Below are 20,234 nucleotides of genomic sequence, written 5' to 3'. Positions count from 1 at the left end.
GCCCGAACCGTCTGCCTTCACGCGGATCTTGACGTTGTAGTCAACCACCCGCTTCACCGTCACAAGTATTTTCATGGATTCTTCCCTCCAAGAGCTTTCGCAGGAAAATGCGCCTTAACGGAGCCGCCTGATTGTCGGTTGGCGACATCGATACGCGTTTTTTCTCCAATTACAATCGCTGTGCATGGCGCTAAATCGATATAACCCCGAGAATTGGAATGACGTTTACGTACACGTAAGATAAGCGGTTGGCAAGCGGGTTCGGAGGCCAGTCTTCTGCAAGTCGTCAATGCGGGGCCGGTGGCAGGCAAGTCCTTGAAAAGCCGCCCGATCCGCGTTCATTGGGCGGAAAAGGCCGGGCTCCGCTCAGGTCTGGCGTCCCCAGGGCATCGGCGGTTTTGTCGCATCCGGAGGCGGTTGCTGCCCTGATGTGACCGGTTCCGCCTTGTGCCGGACGGCGCGCGGCGTGACGATGGTGCGGTCGAAAAGCGGTACGTCGCGGCGTCGCAAAATGACCACCAGGATGAGGCCGGCGACGATGCCGCCGACATGGGCGCTCCAGGAAACGCCGCTGCCGGGATCGACGACCAGCATGAAGAATTGCTGGCCGATCCAGAAGGCCAGCGGAATGGCCGCGGGCAGGGGCAGCGGGATGCGGAAGAACACCAGAACCCAGACGCGCACCTTCGGATGCAGCAGGAAATAGGCGGCAACGACGCCGGAAATGGCGCCGGATGCGCCGATCAGCGGTGCCTCTGAGGCCGGATCGAGAAGCCCATGTGCAAGCGCCCCCGCGGCGGCGCAGAGGAGATAGAAGGCGAGATAGCGGAAATGCCCGAGCGCGTCTTCGACATTGTCGCCGAACACCCAGAGGAACAGCATGTTCATCGCAAGATGCATGAAGTCGCCATGCAGGAAGGAATAGGTGACGAAGGTGAAGCCATCGGGAACAATGATCAGTGACGGATCGAGTTGGGCATAGTCGAAGATGAGCGCCGGGATATAGCCGAAGCCGAGGATCGCGGCATTTGCGAATTCTTCCGAGGCGATCGGCCCGGTGATCAGCCAGACGACGATGTTGATGACGATCAGGCTGATCGTGACGTACTGGACCTTGATGTGCTTCAGGGTGTTCGTATCGTGAAGCGGTATGAACATGCTCTCTCCCGAAGCGTCGTTCCATGCCACGGTTCCTCAATCCGAATCCGGCTTGGGAACGATGCGGAAGCGGACGTTATCTGTTTTTTCCGGGAATCCAAAGGACGTCGGCTTGACCTTTGTCATTTGCCGAACGCGCCGCGACAAACAGGAAATCGGAGAGGCGGTTGATGTAGGCGATCGCCTCTTTGCTGACGATCTCTCCTTCGACGTTGGCGAGCGCTACCATCTGACGCTCGGCCCGCCGCGCGACGGTGCGGGCGACATGCAACGCCGCTGAGGCAGGACTGCCGGCTGGAAGCACGAAGGAGCGCAAGGGTACGAGCTCGGCATTCAGCCGGTCGATTTCGGTCTCCAGCCACGTTACCTGCGCTGTGACGATCCGGAGCGGTTCGTATTGCGGCGGTTCGCCCGTATCCGGCGTCGCGAGATCCGCGCCGAGATCGAAGAGATCGTTCTGGATCCGCATCAGCGCGTCGTCGAGCGCCGGGACGTCGGCCGTGTGCTGTCGTGCCAGGCCGACGAAGGCGTTGGTTTCATCCACCGCGCCATAGGCATCGACCCGGAGGTCGCTCTTGAGGCGGCGCGGACCTGTAACAAGCCCGGTGGTGCCGTTGTCACCCGTCCGGGTGTAGATCTTGTTTAGCTTCACCATCTGTCGTCACGGTCCTCTGGAGCAATTCCAGGAAAGGTGTGGAACGGCTTTCTGTCCGGAATTGCGTCATCTAGGTCGGGCAATTCCAGGAAAGATGTGTAACGGTTTTCCGTTCGGAATTACGTCATCTAGGTCGGGCGGCCGCCGCCGGTGATCCACAGCGTTACCATGATCAGGACGATCGCGATCGCTTGCAGCAGCACGCGGGCCTGCATCAGTTTGTTGGACTTGCTGCTGCTGCCGCCCCTCATCATGTTCAAGAGGCCGCGGATCAAGACGATGGCGACCAGGCCCATGACGAAGAGGCTAAGGCCGGTAAAGAAGCTGGACATCGAACTCTTCCTTGCAATTCTTCTCAGCCAAGTCGGCCGATGATGCGGTAAAACAACGCTGCCGGCAGGAGCTTCTTCAGAAGTGCGCCCTGCCTGGCGGGCCTTGTTACAATATAATGCGGTTTTGGTTTCTTTGCTGTCAGCGCGTGCTTCAAAACCGCATAAACCGCATCCGGGCCGAGTTTGCCGGGCGCGGGCTTGCTTTCACCTCTCAGGCGCCGCATCTGCCGTTCGTATTCGACACGGTGCACCGAATTCTTGAGATCGATGAAACGCTCGATATAGGCGACGGCATTGGTCGTGAACTTGGACGCGATCGGCCCGGGTTCGATAAGGCTCACCTCGATGCCGCTGCCGGAAAGCTCCATCTTGAGGGTGAGCGACAGGCCCTCGATCGCAAACTTGGAGGCGTTGTAGGCGCCGCGCCAGCGATAGGGAACGATGCCGAGGATGGAGGAGCACTGCACGATGCGGCCGCTGCCACGCGCCCGCATCGACGGAATCACCCGCCGCGTCAGGTCATGCCAGCCGATGACGTTGGTCTCGAGCTGAAGCCGAAGCGCCTCGGTCGGCAGGTCCTCGACGGCACCTGCCTGGCCATAGGCGCCGTTATTGAACAGCGCGTCGATGCGCCCGCCGGAAAGCGCCAGCACCGTGTCTGCCAAAGCGGCGATGGTTTCCGGCTTGGTATAGTCCATCAGGAAGGTCTCGATGCCCTCAGCCTCAAGGGATTGGCGGTCTTCTTCCCGGCGCACAGTGGCAAAAACGCGCCAGCCGTCGGCATGGAGCGCGCGCGCGCAATAGGCGCCGATCCCGGACGAACATCCGGTGACAATGATTGTGGGGCGATCAGTCATCCGATCGATTCCTGTAGAAATCCTGCCTCCGTTTCCCATATTCATCGGCGGGATACAATTGAATTGCGCAAGCCGGAACCCGCCAGCGTTGTCGCCGTTGGGATCGTGTGAAGCCAAGGAAACGGCACCGGGACGGCAGCGCCGGAATATGCGGTCGTGGAGCTCTGTAGGATTGGAATGGAATGCCAGCATTCATACGCATCACCTGGAAAGTCGTATTCGATGCGCTCTGGCACTTCAGCCTCGATGACGGTTGGGCGATGGCGAGCCATGTGGCTTTGTCGTCGCTGCTTGCCGTCTTTCCCTTCCTGATCTTCGGCACGGCACTCGGCAGCTTTCTCGGCGCTGATCAATTTGCCGAAACGGCCGTACACCTGATTTTCGATGCCTGGCCTGAATCGATCGCCAAGCCTGTCGCCGACGAGATCGTGCGGGTGCTGACGATCCCGCGCGGCGGGCTGTTGACCATTTCCGTTCTTGCCGCGGCCTATTTCGCCTCCAACGGCGTGGAGGCGCTGCGCGTCTCACTGAACCGCGCCTATCGCGTCACCGAGAGCCGTTATTGGTACGAGACCCGGCTTGCGAGCCTCGGTTTCGTGCTCGCCGGCGTGCTGATCCTTGCGGCGCTCAGCATCCTGCTGGTCGCGGTGCCGCTGGCGGTGCGTTACACCGGGGAATGGTGGCCGTGGCTCGGCGGCGTGCTGGCGACAGTCGACAACTGGAGCCTGCCGCTCGCCCTGATCATGTTGACCGGTGGGCTGCTGGTGTCGCATCTCTGGCTGCCGGACGGTCACCGCAAGGTGGTCGACGTGCTCCCCGGCATCGTGCTGACGCTCGTCTGCTGGACGATCGGTGCCTATGCCTTCGCCTCCTATCTCGCGACCTTCGCCACCTATGTCTCGACCTATGCGGGCCTGGCGTCGATCATGATCGTGCTCGTGTTCCTCTACATGATCGCGGCGATCTTCATCATCGGCGCCGAGATCAACGCGGCGATCCTGAAATACCGGGTGAAGCGCATGGTGCGGCGCAGCTTTCAGTTCCGCAACGGCACCGATGCGGGTCGCGAAGAAGAGGACCTAAACGACTAGGGCCCGGACCTCTTCCGGGCTGCGGCCGGCGGCGCGGAATGCTGCGATGCCGGTATCCTGGTTGCTCTTGGAGAGCTTTCGGCCATCCGGCCCAAGGATCAGCCGGTGGTGATGATAGAGCGGCTCCTGCAGGTCGAGAAGCCGCTGCAGCAGTCGGTGCACGGAGGTCGCGTGATAGAGATCGCGGCCGCGCACCACATGGGTGATGCCCTGTAGCGCATCATCTGTCACGACGGACAGATGGTAGCTTGACGGTGCATCGGAGCGCGACAGGATGACGTCGCCCCAAGCACTTGGGTTGGCAGCAATGATGCCGGTTTCGCCCGCCGGCCCGGCGCCGCTCTCGCTCCAGGTGAGGGGCGCGCTGCCGAGGAGACCGACGGCCTTCTGCATGTCGAGCCGCAAGGCATAGGCTCTGCCGCTCGCAAGCAAGGCTGTTCGCTTGCTGGTCGAATAGGTGCGCTCGCGGCCGGGATAGAGCGGGCTGCCATCCGGATCGCGCGGCCAATTCCGCCCGCCGGCTTCGGCTTCGGCGACGGCGGCCTTGATCTCGCCGCGGGTCATGATCGAGGGGTAGACCACGCCGAGTCCGTTCAACCGTTCAAGCGCCGACGCATAGGCGCCGAAATGGTCCGACTGGCGGCGCACGGGGCGCTCCCAGTCCAAGCCGAGCCAGGCGAGATCCTCGACGATTGCGGCATCGAATTCCGGGCGGCAACGGGTCTGGTCGATATCCTCGATGCGCAGCAGGAAACGGCCGTTCGCGGCCTTCGCCATGTCGTGGTTCAGCACCGCGGAAAGCGCATGGCCAAGGTGAAGCAGGCCGTTCGGGCTGGGGGCAAAGCGGAAAACGGGTGGCGTGTCTGGCATCCTTTCCCTTTGCCATGGAAGGCGTATAAAAATCATCCGCTTTGTGGAGGCGTCATGCGGATCATCCGGACACATGAGGATATCGAAGCCGGGCTTTCCGGTCTGGTGATGCTCGATGCGCGTCTGGAGTACGTGGTCGCCAGGGCCGGGCCCGTGCCGCTCCGCCGAACCAATCCCGGTTACCGAGGCCTCGCCAGCATCATCGTCTCGCAGATGGTCTCGAAGGCAAGCGCTGCGGCGATCTGGCGGCGGATGGAGGAGAGGCTCGGTGAGGTCACGGCATCAGGGGTGATTTCGCTCAGCGATGAGGACTGCCGCGTCATCGGCCTCTCACGCGCAAAAGCGGACGCGTTGCGTCGTGTCGCCGATGTGGTGGTGGGCGGCGAGATCGATCTCGATGCGATCTGCGATGCCGAAGCGACCGAGGCGATCCGGGACCTGACGGCAATCAAGGGCGTGGGACGCTGGACGGCGGAGGTCTATCTGCTGTTTTGCGCCGGCCACCCGGACGTCTTCCCCTCTGGCGACGTCGCCTTGCAGAACGCGATCGGCCACGGACTGGGCCTCGAACTGCGCCCGACCGCACGCGAAATTGATTCGCTGGCCGCCTCCTGGTCGCCCTGGCGCAGTGTCGCTGCGCGGCTCTTCTGGGCCTATTATGCACAGGAAATGCGCCGAGATGCTGTTCCTGTGACACCTTGAAGGAAAAAGCGAATCCAGCGCACGCATTTTTGTTTCCGGCTTCACAATCCTGTTGCAACGGGCCTAATATAGAAGGTGCAGATGCCGAATCGATCAGGAGAATACGCTTGACGATTGCAGTCTCACCTCAGGCCTTACCAGCGCTCGTCTTGAACGCTGACTATCGGCCGCTTAGTTACTACCCCTTGTCGCTTTGGTCCTGGCAGGACGCGATCAAGGCCGTCTTCCTTGACCGTGTAAACATCCTTGCCGAGTACGAACATTCGGTGTCGTCTCCGAGTTTCTCGATGCGACTGCCGAGCGTCGTTTGCCTCAAGAGCTACGTGCAGCCCTCGCGCCACCCGGCCTTCACCCGGTTCAACGTGTTCCTGCGCGATAAATTCGAATGCCAGTATTGCGGTTCGCCCGACGATCTCACTTTCGATCACGTGGTGCCCCGCGCTCACGGCGGCCAGACGACCTGGGACAATGTCGTCGCAGCCTGCTCCCCCTGCAATCTGCGCAAGGGCAGCAAGCTGCCGAAGCAGGCCGGCATGTTCCCGCACCAGAGGCCCTTCCAGCCGACGGTACAGGACCTGCACAACAACGGCCGGCTCTTTCCGCCGAACCATCTGCATGAAAGCTGGATGGACTATCTCTACTGGGACGTCGAACTGCAGCCCTGACGCTGTTCGTGCCTTCTTGCCGGATCAAGCCCCAGAGCGGGATCAGGACAGGTGCGTGCCTTCGCCAACCCGTGTCGGGTGGTTACGGCGCGATGGTGTCCGCTTTCCTGGATCCGCTACTGCATGTTTCCTTTAATCGTAGCCGGTTGAAGGACAAAAACATGCAGCAATTCAAAGCGCTACAGCGACCTTTGCGCGTCTGATAGGACGCGCGGTGCTGTAGGAAGATCAGCGCGCCTTTGCAGCACCGCGAAACGCGATCGCTGCGAGGATGAGGCTGGCGATCACGTTCCACCCGGCGAAGGAAAGGCCGAGCACCCGCAATGCGGCGTCCGTGCACGACGGAGCGTGCTTCGAATCGAGATCGCCGAGCAGATCGCCGACATTCGACGACACGCCCTGCGCCGTTGTCGCGCAGGTGGAGGGTCCTTCCCAGAAGTGCCATTCCGCGCCCGAGTGATAGACGCCCATGCCGGCGCCGACGAGCATCAGGATGCCGACGATGCCGAGTAGCGTGCGCGTGAGCCAGACCGGCAGTTTCAGCGCGCTGGTGATGATGGCGAGAATGCCGACCGGGATGCCCCAGTAGTAGGGATCGCGCTGCAAGAGGCAGAGCGCGCAGGGGATGTAGCCACCGATATGCTCGAAGCCGAGCGCCCCGCCGACAGTTGCCGCCATGCCAAGTGTCACGACAATGGCGATCAGCAGGTGCTGGCGGGATTGGGTGGCGGCGTCGATCATCTATACCTCGCGGGCGGCAGCTCGGAACCGACACATGCCGCAGTGCAAACTGGATGGCGCCTTCTTAGGCACGATCGCGCGCCCTGTAAATCGCGGTAGCCGCGACAGGTCCGCACGCTTTCGTGATTGTCATCAGGCCATCCTGAAAATGATGGTTGACCGCAGCGAAAACCTTCGTGTAAATCCGAGCCGCTGATATCGCACTTCCCTGAGCCCCATTGGCGGAATTGGTAGACGCGCTCGACTCAAAATCGAGTTCCGAAAGGAGTGCTGGTTCGACCCCGGCATGGGGCACCACCACACCACCCGAATTCACAGACATCATCTCCGCCGAGGTTCCGTCTCGGACGCGTCTTGGCCAGTGCTTGCCGCGCCGGTCATTGAACAGACGCCCTCGAAGGTGTTAGGTGCGCTGCAGCAGAAGTCTGTCATGGCAGTGTCATGTTACCGAGAATCGAGACCTACGACGAACTCTATCGCGCCTTCCGCTGGCAGATCCCGGAGAGGTTCAACATCGGCGTCGCCGTCAGCGACGCATGGGCGGCGCGTGAGCCGGAGCGCGTCTGTCTCCAGCACTTCGATTCCGATGGCGCGCATCGGGCGCTGACCTATGGCGAATTTGCCCGACAATCCTCGGCCTTCGCGCAAGGGCTCGTAAGGGAAGGCATAACGCCGGGCGAACGTGTCGCAATTCTCCTGCCGCAGGGCTTCGAAACGGCGATTGCCCATGCGGCGATCTACAAGCACGGCGCGATCGCCTTGCCGCTTGCATTGCTCTTCGGCGTTGAAGCGCTCGAGTACCGGCTGCGTGACGCCGGCGTCGCGGCGGTCGTTACCAACGGTTTCGGCTTCGAGCGTATCGCCGCGATCCGGGACCGGCTGCCGGAACTGCGCCTCGTCGTGCTGGCGGAAGATCAGCCGCAGCCGGGGACGATCGCCTTTTCATCACTCGCCTCCGGAGACCCCGAAGGCTTTGTGCCGGCGGATACGGGCCCGGACGATCCGGCGCTGATGATCTACACCTCGGGCACCACGGGGCCGCCGAAGGGCGCGCTGCACGGGCACCGGGTGCTGCTCGGCCATCTGCCGGGCTTCGAGTTTCATCATCATTTCCTGCCGCAGCCAGGTGACCGCATGTGGACGCCGGCTGACTGGGCCTGGGCGGGAGGGCTGCTGAACGCGCTCTTGCCGTCGCTGCTCAACGGCGTGCCCGTGGTGTCGTCGCCGGCGCAGAAGTTCGATCCGCATACGGCGTTTCGCATTCTGGAGGAGATGGACGTCCGCAACGCCTTCATTCCGCCGACGGCGCTGCGGCTCATGAAGGCAGTCGAAAAGCCGCGTGACCGCTACCGGCTCAATCTTAGAACGATCGGTTCTGCCGGGGAGTCCCTCGGTCGCGAGACCTATGAATGGGCAAAGGCGGCGCTCGGCCTCGAGGTCAGCGAGTTCTACGGCCAGACCGAGTGCAACATCGTCATCTCCTCGGCAGCCGATCTCGGCGTCGTCAAGCCGGGATCGATGGGCAAGGCGGCACCGGGCCACCGGGTGGCGATCATCGACGCCGAAGGCCATGAACTGCCGGCCGGCAGCGTCGGCCAGGTGGCGGTGAAGCGACCGGATCCGGTGATGTTCCTCGGCTATTGGGGCAACGAGGCGGCGACGGAGAAGAAGTTCATCGGTGACTGGATGACGACGGGCGACCAGGGGGTGATGGACGAGGAGGGCTATTTCACCTTCTTCGGCCGCGACGATGATGTCATCACCTCGTCGGGCTATCGTATCGGGCCCGGCGAGATCGAGGATTGCCTTGCCGGTCATCCGGACGTGCAACTCGCCGCAGCCGTCGGCAAGCCGGATCCGGTTCGCACCGAGATCGTCAAGGCCTATGTCGTGTTGCGGCCCGGCGTGGTTGGTGACGAGCGTGTCGCAACGTCCATTCGGGAGTGGGTGAAGACCCGACTGTCGATGCACGAGTATCCGCGCGAGATCGCCTTCGTCGACAGCCTGCCGCTGACGACCTCGGGCAAGGTTATCAGACGGTTCCTGCGCGAACAGGCAATAGCGGAGGCGCGCGGCGACTGAAGCCCTCGAAGCGTCGCAGCTATCCTGCGACGACGGTCCCGGCTCAGCGTCCGGCCAGCGCTTTGATCTTGTCACGCAGGATCCGCGCCATGTTGCGGGTGTTGCGGTAGAGGTGGAGCTGGGCTGCGACCTGGCGCACTTCGCGGTCGCGGGTTTGCTGCAGGCCGATCACCAGTGTGCCCATTTCCTCGCGCTCCTGCCAGAACCGACTCATGATCGGGTGATCCGGCACGGCGCAGGAATCGGAGCGGGCGATGTTGGCATCGTCGAGGTGCCATTCCGTCAGTTCCGCCAGCAGCAACTTGCCCGGGGAGAACTTGGCATAGCGCTCGTCGTACGCGGTCTTCCAGGTGTAGGCCTCGCCTGACATCAGGAACACGACCATGGATGCGATCGCGCGGCCGTCGAGGTCGAGCGTGTGGATGCGCACACTGTCGCCGTCGGCAAGATTGGTGATCGCCTCGCGGGCAAAGGCCGCACGGAAACGATCGAGCACCATGGCGCTGCGGCCCTTTCCCTTCCATCCGGATGCTTCGAGCGCCAGGAATTCTTCCATGCGCAGGCGGACTTCGGCGGGCTGGCGGGCGACCGAATAGCTCAGCGCGCCTTCTTTTGCGAGGTTGTTCCACTGCCGCCGCAGCTCGCGGATATGCGCTGGGCTGATGGCGTTGCGCAGATAGGTCGGTCCGTCGAGCAGGCTTTCGAGCATGGGGCGGCTGAACGTGTCGGTCACCGTCAGCGGCAGGTTGCGGCCGATGGCGACGGCGCGGGTGAGGCGGGCGACCTTGCCGTTGAGGCGCATGTCGGGAAGCACGAGCACCGAAGGCAGGCCGGTCGAAGGCGCGGTAAAGGCTTCGAACAGGTTGTCGATGGTTTCGGCCGCGTCTTCGGCGTCGAGCAGCGGGACGCCAAGCGGTCCGAAGGGGTTCGACCAGGCGCGAATGATCGGCGCGCCGATCGAGAAGCCGGGCTTTTCGATCGAGAACGGCATCAGGAACCGCAGGCGGCTGCGACGCTCGTCGTTGTCGCGCATGATCGCGAGCCGGATCACCCGTTCTTCGAGGCGGGGCATCGCTGGGGCGAGAAAACGGCCGGTGAAGAAGACGTTCGGCTCCAGTGCCCGGTTCGACAGGAAGTCGAGCTCGCGCTGCAACTCGTAGCCGGCCTTCGCCGGGTAGATGGCGAGATGGCGTCCAGGGCGGCCGACCTCGATCAAATGCTCCGCGGTCGGGCCCGCATCGCCTGGCTGTGCCAGCCCGCCAAGGACCCGGGCGGCCCGACTGTTTGCATCGCTCGGAAGATTGGTATTGCCGATCATGGATGGACAGCCCCGTTGTTATCATTGCCGGCCCGCACGCTCGCGAAGGCGAAGAGCGCGAAGCCGAAGGTACGCCGGACGGCGATATGCAGCAACATCGCCTCGACGAACATTGCACCTGCGGTTGCAAGAGCAGCGCCGGTCAGTCCGAGGAGGGGGATGAGGCTCAGGTTGAGTGCGATGTTGGCCACCAGCGCGCCGGCGTAGAGGATCACGCAGAGCGTCTGCTGGCCCGCCATCGTCAGAAGCGTTTCCGCCGGGCCGACGAAGGCCTTGGCGAGAATGCCGCCAAAGAGGATCACCATCAAGGGCATGCCGGTGACGAAGGCCGGCCCGAAAAGCGAAAGCAGGAAGGGGCCCGCCAGCAGTACCAGCGCGCCAACCAGGAGCGACGGCCAGAAGGCCCAACGCGCGCTTTCGATCGCGATGCCCGCGAGTTGCCTGCGGTCACGGGCCATGGCGTTCGAAACGCGTGGGCCCGCTGCCGCCTTGACGGCGAACATGACGAAGTGCACCAGCGCCATGGTCTTGGCGGCTGCGAAATAGATCGCGACGTCCTCGGGATCGAGATAGAGGCCGACGATCACGACGTCGGAATTGGTCAGCAGGAAGCCGAAGCCATCGACCAGGAAGATGGGGATCGAGACCCGGAGCCAGCGGCCAAGCTCGATCCGCCGCGGCCCTTCCACGTAGCGCGAGCGGAGACGATAGGTCAGCACGAGGAACTGCGAGACGGTTGTGAGATAGGCGGCCGCCATGGCCGCGACCATGGCCGTTTGCGCCGTGTGGGGTGCTCCTGCCGTGACTGCCAGCACCATGAATGCCAGCACCAGCAGGGGGCGGATGATGAAAGTGGGGCTCAGGGCGGAAAGCGCCCAGCCATGGGCTCGCGAGGTTCCGTCCATGACGTCGCCAAGGGCGATCATCGGCAGGGTGAAGAGGCCGAGATAGAGCGGCACGAGGTAATAGGCCTCGATGTGCGCCGAAAAGAACCAGAGGCCGAGCAGGCCGACGACGGCGACCGTGGTGGCGGAGGCAAGCGCGAAAACGCGCACCGTCGTCGTTACGCCACGGATCTCGTCGAGCGCCGCAGCCGCCTGATACTCCGGCAGGAAACGGATCACGACGGAATGGAAGCCGACGCAGGAGAGGCTGCCGAAGAGGATCACCAGCACCCAGACGAAGACGAAGATGCCGTATTCGAACTCGCCCATCATCCGGGCGAGGATGATCTGCGACAGAAAGGCGATGGCGGCGCTGAAAATGCGAACCGCGAAGGCGACGAGCGCCATCCGGCGAGCCGTGTTCTTCATGTCGGTGTCGGTCAGAATAGCGACAACTGCGCCGATCAGCGCGGACAGGCGGTGTCTCAGCGCCGACGGCAGCATTCGTCCGGCCGTTTGACATACCGCCATGAACACGAGAACACCCTGAGATTACGCAATACAGGGCTTCAGTACTGCCAGAACAGCGTTAACAAACGGTTCAGCGCGGTTGTAGCAATGGGGCCAGTCATGCCGTTTCACGACAGTGGCAGCAGGCTCCCAAACCAGCGTCAACTTTGGTTGACGGCGCCAATATCGTCAACTAAAGTTGACGCATGATTGACCTGCGCGACATTACCGTTCCGACCGACCCCGACGAAGCGCTTGCCGCCGTTGTCGCTCTGCGCCGACTGGCCGACAGCATCGAGCGTCAGGCCGTGCGCTCGGCCCTGCGTCAGGGTTGGCCCTGGTCCAGGATCGCCCAAGCGCTCGGGATCACCAAGCAGGCGGCCCACAAGCGGCTTTCGGACGTGGCGGCAGACAACAGTTCCGCATAAGGGGATTACGATGTTCCAAGGGATCAAATCGAAACTCAATGACATGAGCACCGTCAAGCTTCTCTGCGAGCGAGCGGAAGCCCACGCTTTGTTGGACCAGCAGCGGGAACCTGGGGCCGAACATTTCCTGTTGGCTGCGCTCGATCTGCCTGATGGGACTGCGCGTCTCGCCTTCGAAAAGGCGGGTCTCGCGCCTGATGCCCTGAGAGGCGCGATCGAGCGGCAATATGTCGACGCCCTTCGCTCGATCGGCCTAAAAGCGAATATGCCGGCCGACACGCCCATGTCTGCAAGTCCGGGCATCTATCAGGCGGCTTCGTCGGGTCGGGAAATCATGCAGGCACTGGCGGCAACCCGGAGGGATCACGGCCCGCTGCTCGGCGCTCACGTCGTCGGAATCGTCGCAGGCATGTCACATGGTGTGGCGGCGCGAGCGCTCCGCGCTATGGGCGCCGATCCCTCCACCCTGAAATCGGCAGCCGATGCGATAGCCGAAGTTGGCCACGCGAAGGCGTAGATTGCCAAAGTACGGTTGAAAATGAAAATGCCGCCAGAAAGGCGGCATTTTCCGATTGAGTACAGGGTGCGGGCGAAAGCCGCGCGCACTTTCCCAGCGTCTCTTATGCCTCGTAGATGCCGTGGCAGTGCTTGTACTTCTTGCCGGAGCCGCAGGGGCAGAGTTCGTTGCGCGAGACCTTGCCCCAGCTCGACGGATCGTTCGCATCGCGCTGCACGGGAGCCGCGGCCAGAAGCGTTCCAGCGCCGCCACCGAAGTCGTCTTCGCCCGTCAAGGGGTCGATATGGTGGCCGTGCATGACCGGCGGTGCCGGCTGCGGCGCTTCGGCTGCTTCGCGCACCAGTTCGACGCGCATGAGTTGTGCGGTTACCGCCTGGCGCAGATTGCCGAGCAGGGCCTGGAACAGTTCGAAGGCCTCGGACTTGTATTCCTGCAGCGGGTCGCGCTGTGCGTAGCCGCGGAAGCCGATGACCGAGCGCAGGTGATCGAGGTTGACGATATGCTCGCGCCAGAGATGGTCGAGCGTCTGCAGCACGACGGAGCGCTCGACATATTGCATGATCTCCGGACCGAAACGTTCGGCGCGATCTGCGGCTTCCTTCTCGGCAGCGGCGGTGACGCGTTCGAGGATATCGGCCTCGTCGATGCCTTCCTCGGCAGCCCATTCGGTGACCGGCAGGTCGAGATTGAGGTACTGCTGAACGTCGGCCTTGAGGCCCTCGACGTCCCACTGCTCGGCATAGGCCTTCGCAGGAATACGCTTTCCGACCATGTCCTCGACGACTTCGGTGCGCATGTCGGTCACGGTTTCCGTGACGCTCTCGGCATCCATCAGCTCGATGCGCTGCTCGAAGATCACCTTGCGCTGATCGTTGAGAACGTCGTCGTACTTCAGAAGGTTCTTACGGATGTCGAAGTTGCGCGCTTCGACCTTCTTCTGGGCGCGCTCGAGCGCCTTGTTGATCCAGGGATGGACGATCGCTTCGCCTTCCTTGAGGCCCAGCTTCTGGAGCATGCTGTCCATGCGGTCGGAGCCGAAGATGCGCATCAGGTCATCCTGAAGCGACAGGTAGAACTTGGAGCGGCCCGGGTCACCCTGACGGCCGGAACGGCCGCGCAGCTGGTTGTCGATGCGGCGGCTTTCGTGACGTTCGGTCGCGAGAACGTAGAGGCCACCGGCAGCGAGCGCCTGCTCTTTCAGTTTCTGCACTTCGGCGCGGATCGCCTCGATGCGCTGGTCGCGCTCCGGGCCGGGCTCGATTTCCGAGAGCTCCTGCTGGATGCGCATGTCGATGTTGCCGCCGAGCTGGATGTCGGTACCGCGGCCGGCCATGTTGGTGGCGATCGTGACCGCACCCGGCACGCCAGCCTGGGCGACGATGAAGGCTTCCTGCTCGTGATAACGGGCGTTCAGCACCTGGAAGTTGGCAAAGCCGGACTTCTTCAGGAGGTCGGCAAGCTGCTCGGACTTTTCGATCGAGGTCGTTCCGACCAGCATCGGCTGGCCACGCTCGTGCGCCGACTTGATCTCGTCGATGATCGCCTTCAGCTTTTCGCCCTGCGTACGATAGACCTCGTCGTCCTCGTCGATACGCTTGATCGGCAGGTTGGTCGGCACTTCGATCACTTCGAGGCCGTAGATGTTGCCGAATTCTTCCGCTTCGGTGGAGGCCGTACCGGTCATGCCGCCGAGCTTGGAATACATGCGGAAGTAGTTCTGGAAGGTGATCGAGGCGAGCGTCTGGTTCTCGGGCTGGATCTGCACCTTTTCCTTGGCTTCGAGCGCCTGGTGCTGGCCTTCGGAATAGCGCCGTCCCGGCATCATGCGGCCGGTGAACTCGTCGATGATGACGATCTCGCCGTTGCGGACGATGTAGTCCTTGTCGCGCTGGAACAGCTTGTGGGCCTTGAGAGCGTTATTGACGTGGTGGACGATCGCGACGTTTTCGATGTCGTAGAGCGATTCACCTTTCAGCAGGCCCGCCTCGCGCAGCAGGTTTTCGAGCTTCTCGGTGCCGTCTTCCGAAAAGTTGGCCGAGCGCTGCTTCTCGTCGATCTCGTAGTCCTCAGGCGAAAGCAACGGGATGAACTCGTTGATCGTGTTGTAGAGATCCGAGCGGTCGTCGAGCGGGCCGGAGATGATCAGTGGCGTGCGCGCTTCGTCGACGAGGATCGAGTCCACTTCGTCGACGATGGCGAAGAAGTGGCCGCGCTGGACCATCTGGCCGCGCTCGTACTTCATGTTGTCGCGCAGATAGTCGAAGCCGAGCTCGTTGTTGGTCGCATAGGTGATGTCGCAGGCGTAGGCGTCGCGGCGCTGCTCGTCGGTGAGACCGTGGACGATGACGCCCGTCGTCATGCCGAGGAAGCTGTAGACGCGGCCCATGGTGCCGGCGTCGCGCTGCGCGAGGTAGTCGTTGACGGTAACGACATGCACGCCCTTGCTGGCGAGTGCATTCAGATAGACCGGAAGCGTCGCGACGAGGGTCTTGCCTTCACCGGTCTTCATTTCGGCGATCGCGCGCTCGTGCAGGATCATGCCGCCGATGAGCTGGACGTCGAACGGACGCAGGCCGAGCACGCGGCGGGCCGCTTCGCGAGCAACAGCAAAGGCCGGTACCAGCAGGTCATCCAGCGTCTTGCCGTCGGCGAATTGCTGGCGGAATTCCACGGTCTTGGCGGCGAGTGCCTCATCCGACAAAGCCTTCATGTCGGCTTCAAGTGCGTTGATGGCATCCACCCGAGCCTTGTAGCCGCGCACGCGACGTTCGTTGGCGGAACCAAACAACTTGCGGGCTAGGCCGCCGAGACTGACCATACGAATGGTCCTTTCTTTTTTGTTGCCTTAGGTCTCATGGCCGCGCCGCGAAAACCGCGCAATGCCGTGAAACGCCCGGAAACTGTTCTGGACGCGAGGTTGCGTGACAGATAAGAGGGGGGTCGAATTATGTCAACGCACTTGCACTGCCGGACGGCTACAGAACCGCCACATTCTGGTGGTGTGCAGCCGCTACAAGTCGCAGGTAATTGCGCTGAAGGCCAATGTGAAAGGTTAGTGAGCATGTCCAAGTTGAAAACCCTGGCCGCCGCGGCACTGGTTGCGGCGATGGCCGTTCATGGTGGGGCGCGGGCGGAAGACGCCGATCCGGTGATCGCCAAGGTTGGCGGCGAGGAAGTGCGCCAGTCCGAGCTCACGCTGGCGCTGGGTGGTCTCGACCCGCAGCTTCAGCAGATGCCGGAGGAACAGAAGCGCGCCGCCGCCCTCTCGGCGATCATCGACGTCAAGCTCCTTTCGAAGACCGCCGAAAAGGAAGGCCTGCAGGATGATGCGACCTTCAAGCAGCGCGTCGCCTACCTGACCGAGCGCGAACTGCACAATGCCTATTTCAAGAAGCATGTCGTCGATGCCATCACCAAGGAAGAGGTGAAGGCGCGCTACGACAAGGAGATCGCCGCGATCCCGGTGCAGGAAGAGGTGAAGGCACGCCACATCCTGGTCAAGACCGAGGATGAGGCCAAGGAAATCATCAAGGAACTCGATGCCGGCAAGAGCTTCGTCGATCTCGCCAAGGCGAAGTCGACCGATCCGAACAAGGACGACGGCGGCGACCTCGGCTACTTCACCAAGGGCCGCATGGTGCCGGAATTCGATACGGCGGTCTTCGCGCTCGACAAGGGTGCCTACACCAAGACTCCGGTCAAGACCCAGTTCGGCTTCCACGTGATCCTGGTTGAAGACAAGCGCCCGCAGGCCCCGCCGCCGCTGGAGCAGGTCGAGCCGCAGGTTCGTCAGCTTGTCATGCGTGACAAATACGTTGAGCTGCTTGCTGCCGCCAAGAAGGACGCAGGCGTCGAGATTTCCGATCCCGCTTTGAAGAAGGCCTATGACGAGGCCAACAAGGCGCAGGAAGCCAAGTAATTTCGATTGGCAGGCCCTGTCGCTGGCGGGACCTGCCATCACCGCTTTTTGTCGATGCCCGGCGGTGAAAACCGTTCGGGCATTTGTCGCAAGATAGATCTGGAGCAGCTTCGGTTGTAAACCGCTCCAGAACTTTGTTCTTACGCATTTCCTGACGGAAAACTGCTACGCACTTTTCCTGGAAATGCTTTGGCTCCAACACGTCACAGCAGGTTTCCCATGTCCGGCTCCGTTTCTCCGCTTGCTCCGAAAACCTTCGCCGAAATGCCTTCCGTCCGCGGTGTCCGCATGGCGACCGCTGCAGCCGGCATCAAGTACAAGAACCGTACCGACGTGCTGATGATGGTGTTCGACAAGCCGGCCGCTGCAGCCGGCGTTTTCACCCGCTCCAAGTGCCCGTCTGCTCCGGTTGATTTCTGCCGTCAGAACCTTGCCGGCGGCATCGCGCGCGCCGTCGTCGTCAACTCCGGCAACGCCAACGCCTTCACCGGCAAGAAGGGACGCGAAGCCACCGAATTGACCGCGAAGTCTGCGGCTAAGGCCGTCGGCTGTGCGGAGAGCGAAGTTTTCCTCGCTTCGACCGGCGTCATCGGCGAGCCGCTGGATGCGACCAAGTTTGCCGGCGTGCTCGACGATCTGGCCGTTGCCGGCAAGGAAGATTTCTGGTTCGACGCCGCCAAGGCGATCATGACGACGGATACCTATCCGAAGGTTGCGACCCGCACGGCCGAAATCGGTGGCGTCAAGGTCACGATCAACGGTATTGCCAAGGGCGCCGGCATGATCGCGCCCGACATGGCAACGATGCTCTCTTTCGTGGTCACCGATGCAGACATAGCGCCGGCCGCATTGCAGGCGCTGCTTTCCGCCGGCGTCGGCCCGACCTTCAACTCGGTCACGGTCGACAGCGACACGTCGACCTCCGACACGCTGATGCTTTTTGCAACGGGTGCGGCGGCAGCCGACGGGCAGCCGGCAATCTCCGACGCGGCCGATGCGCGCCTCGACGCCTTCCGCGTCGCGCTCAACGACCTGCTGCGCGACCTGGCCCTCCAGGTGGTGCGCGATGGTGAAGGCGCGCGCAAGATGGTCGAAGTCACCGTCGAAGGCGCCGAAAACGACGCAGCCGCCAAGCGCATCGCACTCTCGATCGCCAATTCGCCGCTGGTGAAGACGGCGGTTGCCGGCGAAGACGCCAATTGGGGCCGCGTGGTCATGGCCGTCGGCAAATCAGGCGAGTTGGCGGAACGCGATCGGTTGGCGATCTGGTTCGGCGAAGTGCGCGTGGCCGTCGAAGGCGAGCGCGATCCGACCTATTCGGAAGCGGCAGCCACTGCCGTCATGAGGGCCGAAGACATCACGATCCGCGTCGATATCGGCCTCGGCTCCGGTCGCGCCACGGTCTATACCTGCGACCTGACGAAGGAATATGTCGAGATCAACGGCGATTACCGGAGCTGAGGCTCCGGTCGAGCGATCATAAGCAGTCTGGCATCCCAGACTGGCCAGAGGTAGCAAGATGACATCGAGTGATGCTCGGCCGGCGGGCAACGTCGCGGCCGAAGGTGGGGAAGTGGTAATGGTGGATCTTCCGAGCGTGCGCCGCCTCGAGGCCGTGGGCTTCCGGGCCTGGCCGGCAGCATCGGTGCAATATGACGGCAGCTGGCTGATCCGGCTCAACGCGGGCCATGATTCCAAGCGTCTCAACTCCGTCAACCCGCTCGATCCATCCGACTATCGCGATATTCCGGTGCGCCTTGAAAAGGCCGCCAGGCGCTTTGCGGACTATGGCCGGCCCCTGACCGTGCGCCAGACGCCGCTGACGCCGCCGCAACTCGTTGCCCATATGGATGCCGAAGGCTGGACGGCATTCAGCCGCAGCCTGGTGATGACGGCCGATCTTGCCGAGCGTGAATTCGGCGACGGCATCGATCACCTGCCGATCAAGGACGTCGGCCGTTTCGTCGATGCCTCCATCGGCATCGCCAAGGGCGATCCGAAGAGGAAGGCGGCGCTTACCGAGATCATCAATGCGATCAAGCCGGAAAGCGGCCTCTTCCTGTTTGAAGATGCCGAGACCGGGCCGACCGCCGTGGCACTCGTCGTGCAGGATAACGACCTCGCCGGCATCATGCAGTTTGCCGTCGACGAGCGGGTTCGCGGGCGTGGCGTCGGCAAGTCGATGCTCGATGTCTGCCTGCGCTGGGCGCGTTTGCGGGGAGCCAAAAAGGCCTGGCTGCAGGTGGAGGCGGAAAACAGCGCGGCGCTGGCGCTTTATCGCGGTGCCGGTTTCTCCGAAGTCTACAGCTACATCTACAGAACGCCGGGGGCTTGAGGTTATGGACGTCAACGGAAAGAAGATCGTCCTCGTCGCCGCCTGCGCCCTGGTCGACAGCGACGGCCGCATTCTGTTGGCGCAACGGCCGGAAGGAAAGTCGCTTGCGGGTCTCTGGGAGTTTCCGGGCGGCAAGGTCGAAGCCGGCGAGACGCCCGAGGAAACCCTGATCCGTGAGTTGGACGAGGAACTCGGCATCCGCACCAAGGTCGCGTGCCTCGCGCCACTGACCTTCGCCAGCCACACCTATGAGGACTTCCATCTGCTGATGCCGCTCTATGTCTGCCGGCGCTACGAAGGGGTGGCGACTGGACGCGAAGGCCAGGCGATCAAATGGGTCAGGTCAAAGGCCCTGCGCGACTATCCCATGCCGCCGGCTGACGAGCCGTTGATACCATTTCTTATGGATTTGCTCTGAACCTACCCGAAATCTGATTGATTATTAATCGATCGTTTATCTCCCTCGCGCAAAGATAGCTCAATTCATTTTCGGTACGCATTTTTGGTGAACGGCGTACTGATTTCAGGCAGTGCGGTGGAACCAAGCTTGGGAAGGGCGCTTGCGTTCGCCGTGCTTTCATGCGTTTGTGAGGCTGGGATGGTGGACGACGATTTCTGGAGCACGGTTCAGGAAAAGGATCTGGTGACTAATCAGTCCCGCCGGACGGGTGTGCTCAATCTGTCCCTGCTGTTTGGAACGGCAGTGATCGCGCTGACGCTGATCCTGACGCCGATGCTGTCTTCGAAGAACGATCGGCGCATCATGGCCAATACGCCCGTCGACTACGACAATATTTCCACCGGCTCCATCCCCTCGAGCGGGACCACCAAGCGCTACACGGTACGGCGCAGCGTGCTGCAGGAGATGCCCGGTGCGGTCTGCATCATCGATGCGGACGGTCGCAAGAGCGGGTGCTGACCCGAACGCCTCCGGTTTTCGGCTGCTGCCGCACGTTTCGGACTGAACACGAACCGGACTGGAGACGCATGCACAAGCTGAGACGCCTCTTTCGCGACAGAAGCGCCGCCACCGCGATCGAATATGGTCTGATCGCTGCTATCATCTCCGCCAGCCTTATTCTGGGCCTCGAAGAGTTCCGCGACGGCCTCATGGCCGTCCTCAACCTGGTGACGACGACGCTTCAGAACGCCTAAAGCGTTCCAGGCCGC

Annotated in this window: 21 protein-coding genes, 1 tRNA gene and 1 pseudogene; 13 read left to right on the top strand and 10 right to left on the bottom strand. The window is 62.4% G+C overall.

The annotated features are described in order from the left end of the window. The 5 genes and pseudogenes from V7S54_RS33390 to V7S54_RS32415 all read right to left on the bottom strand — a co-directional run. Positions 1-75, bottom strand: a pseudogene (locus V7S54_RS33390) (electron transfer flavoprotein subunit beta/FixA family protein); the annotation flags it as partial. Positions 76-366: 291 nt separating this feature from the next. Then, on the bottom strand, positions 367-1,158 hold the full coding sequence (locus V7S54_RS32430; RefSeq protein ID WP_065377264.1) for a rhomboid family intramembrane serine protease: 792 nt from the start codon (positions 1,156-1,158) through the stop codon (positions 367-369). Between the two features lie 76 nt (positions 1,159-1,234). After that, on the bottom strand, positions 1,235-1,813 hold the full coding sequence (locus V7S54_RS32425) for a cob(I)yrinic acid a,c-diamide adenosyltransferase (RefSeq protein WP_336409876.1): 579 nt from the start codon (positions 1,811-1,813) through the stop codon (positions 1,235-1,237). A gap of 128 nt (positions 1,814-1,941) precedes the next feature. Then, positions 1,942-2,145 (bottom strand): twin transmembrane helix small protein, encoded by a 204-nt coding sequence (locus tag V7S54_RS32420; RefSeq protein WP_065377262.1) that lies wholly within the window; start codon positions 2,143-2,145, stop codon positions 1,942-1,944. A gap of 23 nt (positions 2,146-2,168) precedes the next feature. Beyond that, positions 2,169-3,002: an SDR family oxidoreductase gene (locus V7S54_RS32415; RefSeq protein ID WP_065377261.1), complete on the bottom strand. Its 834-nt coding sequence runs from the start codon at positions 3,000-3,002 to the stop codon at positions 2,169-2,171. Positions 3,003-3,184: 182 nt separating this feature from the next. On the opposite strand from V7S54_RS32415, the gene V7S54_RS32410 reads away from it, so the two are divergent. Then, positions 3,185-4,093: a YihY/virulence factor BrkB family protein gene (locus V7S54_RS32410; protein WP_065377260.1), complete on the top strand. Its 909-nt coding sequence runs from the start codon at positions 3,185-3,187 to the stop codon at positions 4,091-4,093. Here V7S54_RS32410 and gluQRS read toward each other — a convergent pair. Continuing rightward, complete coding sequence (gene gluQRS / locus V7S54_RS32405; RefSeq protein ID WP_141679593.1) at positions 4,082-4,999, bottom strand: tRNA glutamyl-Q(34) synthetase GluQRS; 918 nt, start codon at positions 4,997-4,999, stop codon at positions 4,082-4,084. The genes V7S54_RS32410 and gluQRS overlap by 12 nt on opposite strands. 18 nt (positions 5,000-5,017) lie before the next feature. Between gluQRS and V7S54_RS32400 the strand changes: the two genes are divergently transcribed. Next, on the top strand, positions 5,018-5,665 hold the full coding sequence (locus V7S54_RS32400) for a DNA-3-methyladenine glycosylase family protein (RefSeq protein ID WP_065377258.1): 648 nt from the start codon (positions 5,018-5,020) through the stop codon (positions 5,663-5,665). Between the two features lie 107 nt (positions 5,666-5,772). Further along, positions 5,773-6,330, top strand: a complete 558-nt coding sequence (locus V7S54_RS32395) for an HNH endonuclease (RefSeq protein ID WP_034797858.1) — start codon at positions 5,773-5,775, stop codon at positions 6,328-6,330. A gap of 228 nt (positions 6,331-6,558) precedes the next feature. Here V7S54_RS32395 and V7S54_RS32390 read toward each other — a convergent pair whose 3' ends face one another. Further along, positions 6,559-7,071: a disulfide bond formation protein B gene (locus V7S54_RS32390; protein WP_065377257.1), complete on the bottom strand. Its 513-nt coding sequence runs from the start codon at positions 7,069-7,071 to the stop codon at positions 6,559-6,561. Between the two features lie 212 nt (positions 7,072-7,283). Between V7S54_RS32390 and V7S54_RS32385 the strand changes: the two genes are divergently transcribed. Both V7S54_RS32385 and V7S54_RS32380 read left to right on the top strand, forming a co-directional pair. Continuing rightward, a tRNA-Leu gene (locus V7S54_RS32385) sits at positions 7,284-7,368 on the top strand. Between the two features lie 144 nt (positions 7,369-7,512). After that, entirely contained in the window at positions 7,513-9,153 is a 1,641-nt protein-coding gene (locus V7S54_RS32380; protein WP_065377256.1) for an AMP-binding protein, read from the top strand. Between the two features lie 43 nt (positions 9,154-9,196). Here the strand turns inward: V7S54_RS32380 and V7S54_RS32375 are convergent, their stop codons facing one another. Both V7S54_RS32375 and V7S54_RS32370 read right to left on the bottom strand, forming a co-directional pair. Beyond that, positions 9,197-10,471: a GNAT family N-acetyltransferase gene (locus tag V7S54_RS32375; RefSeq protein WP_065377255.1), complete on the bottom strand. Its 1,275-nt coding sequence runs from the start codon at positions 10,469-10,471 to the stop codon at positions 9,197-9,199. After that, entirely contained in the window at positions 10,468-11,859 is a 1,392-nt protein-coding gene (locus V7S54_RS32370; RefSeq protein WP_065377254.1) for an oligosaccharide flippase family protein, read from the bottom strand. Before V7S54_RS32370 ends, V7S54_RS32375 begins: the two co-directional genes overlap by 4 nt. Positions 11,860-12,071: 212 nt before the next feature. Between V7S54_RS32370 and V7S54_RS32365 the strand changes: the two genes are divergently transcribed. Then, positions 12,072-12,293 carry a hypothetical protein gene (locus V7S54_RS32365; RefSeq protein WP_065377253.1) on the top strand — a complete coding sequence of 74 codons (222 nt, stop codon included), beginning with the start codon at positions 12,072-12,074 and terminating at the stop codon, positions 12,291-12,293. Positions 12,294-12,303: 10 nt separating this feature from the next. Beyond that, positions 12,304-12,810 (top strand): Clp protease N-terminal domain-containing protein, encoded by a 507-nt coding sequence (locus tag V7S54_RS32360; RefSeq protein ID WP_065377252.1) that lies wholly within the window; start codon positions 12,304-12,306, stop codon positions 12,808-12,810. A 103-nt stretch (positions 12,811-12,913) separates the two neighbouring features. Here the strand turns inward: V7S54_RS32360 and secA are convergent, their stop codons facing one another. Then, positions 12,914-15,628 carry a preprotein translocase subunit SecA gene (gene secA / locus V7S54_RS32355; RefSeq protein WP_065377251.1) on the bottom strand — a complete coding sequence of 905 codons (2,715 nt, stop codon included), beginning with the start codon at positions 15,626-15,628 and terminating at the stop codon, positions 12,914-12,916. 243 nt (positions 15,629-15,871) lie between these two features. Here secA and V7S54_RS32350 point away from each other — a divergent pair, with 243 nt between their 5' ends. From V7S54_RS32350 to V7S54_RS32325, 6 genes are all read left to right on the top strand, one after another. Then, on the top strand, positions 15,872-16,729 hold the full coding sequence (locus V7S54_RS32350) for a peptidylprolyl isomerase (RefSeq protein WP_065377250.1): 858 nt from the start codon (positions 15,872-15,874) through the stop codon (positions 16,727-16,729). 219 nt (positions 16,730-16,948) lie between these two features. Then, positions 16,949-18,190 carry a bifunctional glutamate N-acetyltransferase/amino-acid acetyltransferase ArgJ gene (argJ, locus tag V7S54_RS32345; protein WP_065377249.1) on the top strand — a complete coding sequence of 414 codons (1,242 nt, stop codon included), beginning with the start codon at positions 16,949-16,951 and terminating at the stop codon, positions 18,188-18,190. 58 nt (positions 18,191-18,248) lie between these two features. Then, positions 18,249-19,064, top strand: a complete 816-nt coding sequence (locus V7S54_RS32340) for a GNAT family N-acetyltransferase (RefSeq protein ID WP_065377248.1) — start codon at positions 18,249-18,251, stop codon at positions 19,062-19,064. Between the two features lie 4 nt (positions 19,065-19,068). Next, the gene (gene mutT, locus V7S54_RS32335) at positions 19,069-19,482 is read left to right on the top strand and encodes an 8-oxo-dGTP diphosphatase MutT (protein ID WP_065377247.1); all 414 of its coding nucleotides are present in this window, start codon (positions 19,069-19,071) and stop codon (positions 19,480-19,482) included. Positions 19,483-19,662: 180 nt separating this feature from the next. Further along, complete coding sequence (locus tag V7S54_RS32330) at positions 19,663-19,983, top strand: hypothetical protein (protein ID WP_057254791.1); 321 nt, start codon at positions 19,663-19,665, stop codon at positions 19,981-19,983. Positions 19,984-20,051: 68 nt separating this feature from the next. After that, positions 20,052-20,219, top strand: coding sequence for a Flp family type IVb pilin (locus tag V7S54_RS32325; protein WP_065377246.1), 168 nt, complete (start codon positions 20,052-20,054; stop codon positions 20,217-20,219). Positions 20,220-20,234: the final 15 nt, after the last annotated feature.

Origin of the sequence: Ensifer sp. CCNWLY38 (assembly GCF_037120565.1) — a bacterium.
Taxonomy (GTDB): Bacteria; Pseudomonadota; Alphaproteobacteria; order Rhizobiales; family Rhizobiaceae; genus Ensifer; species Ensifer adhaerens_H.
This window is presented reverse-complemented; position numbering and strand designations above follow the sequence as displayed.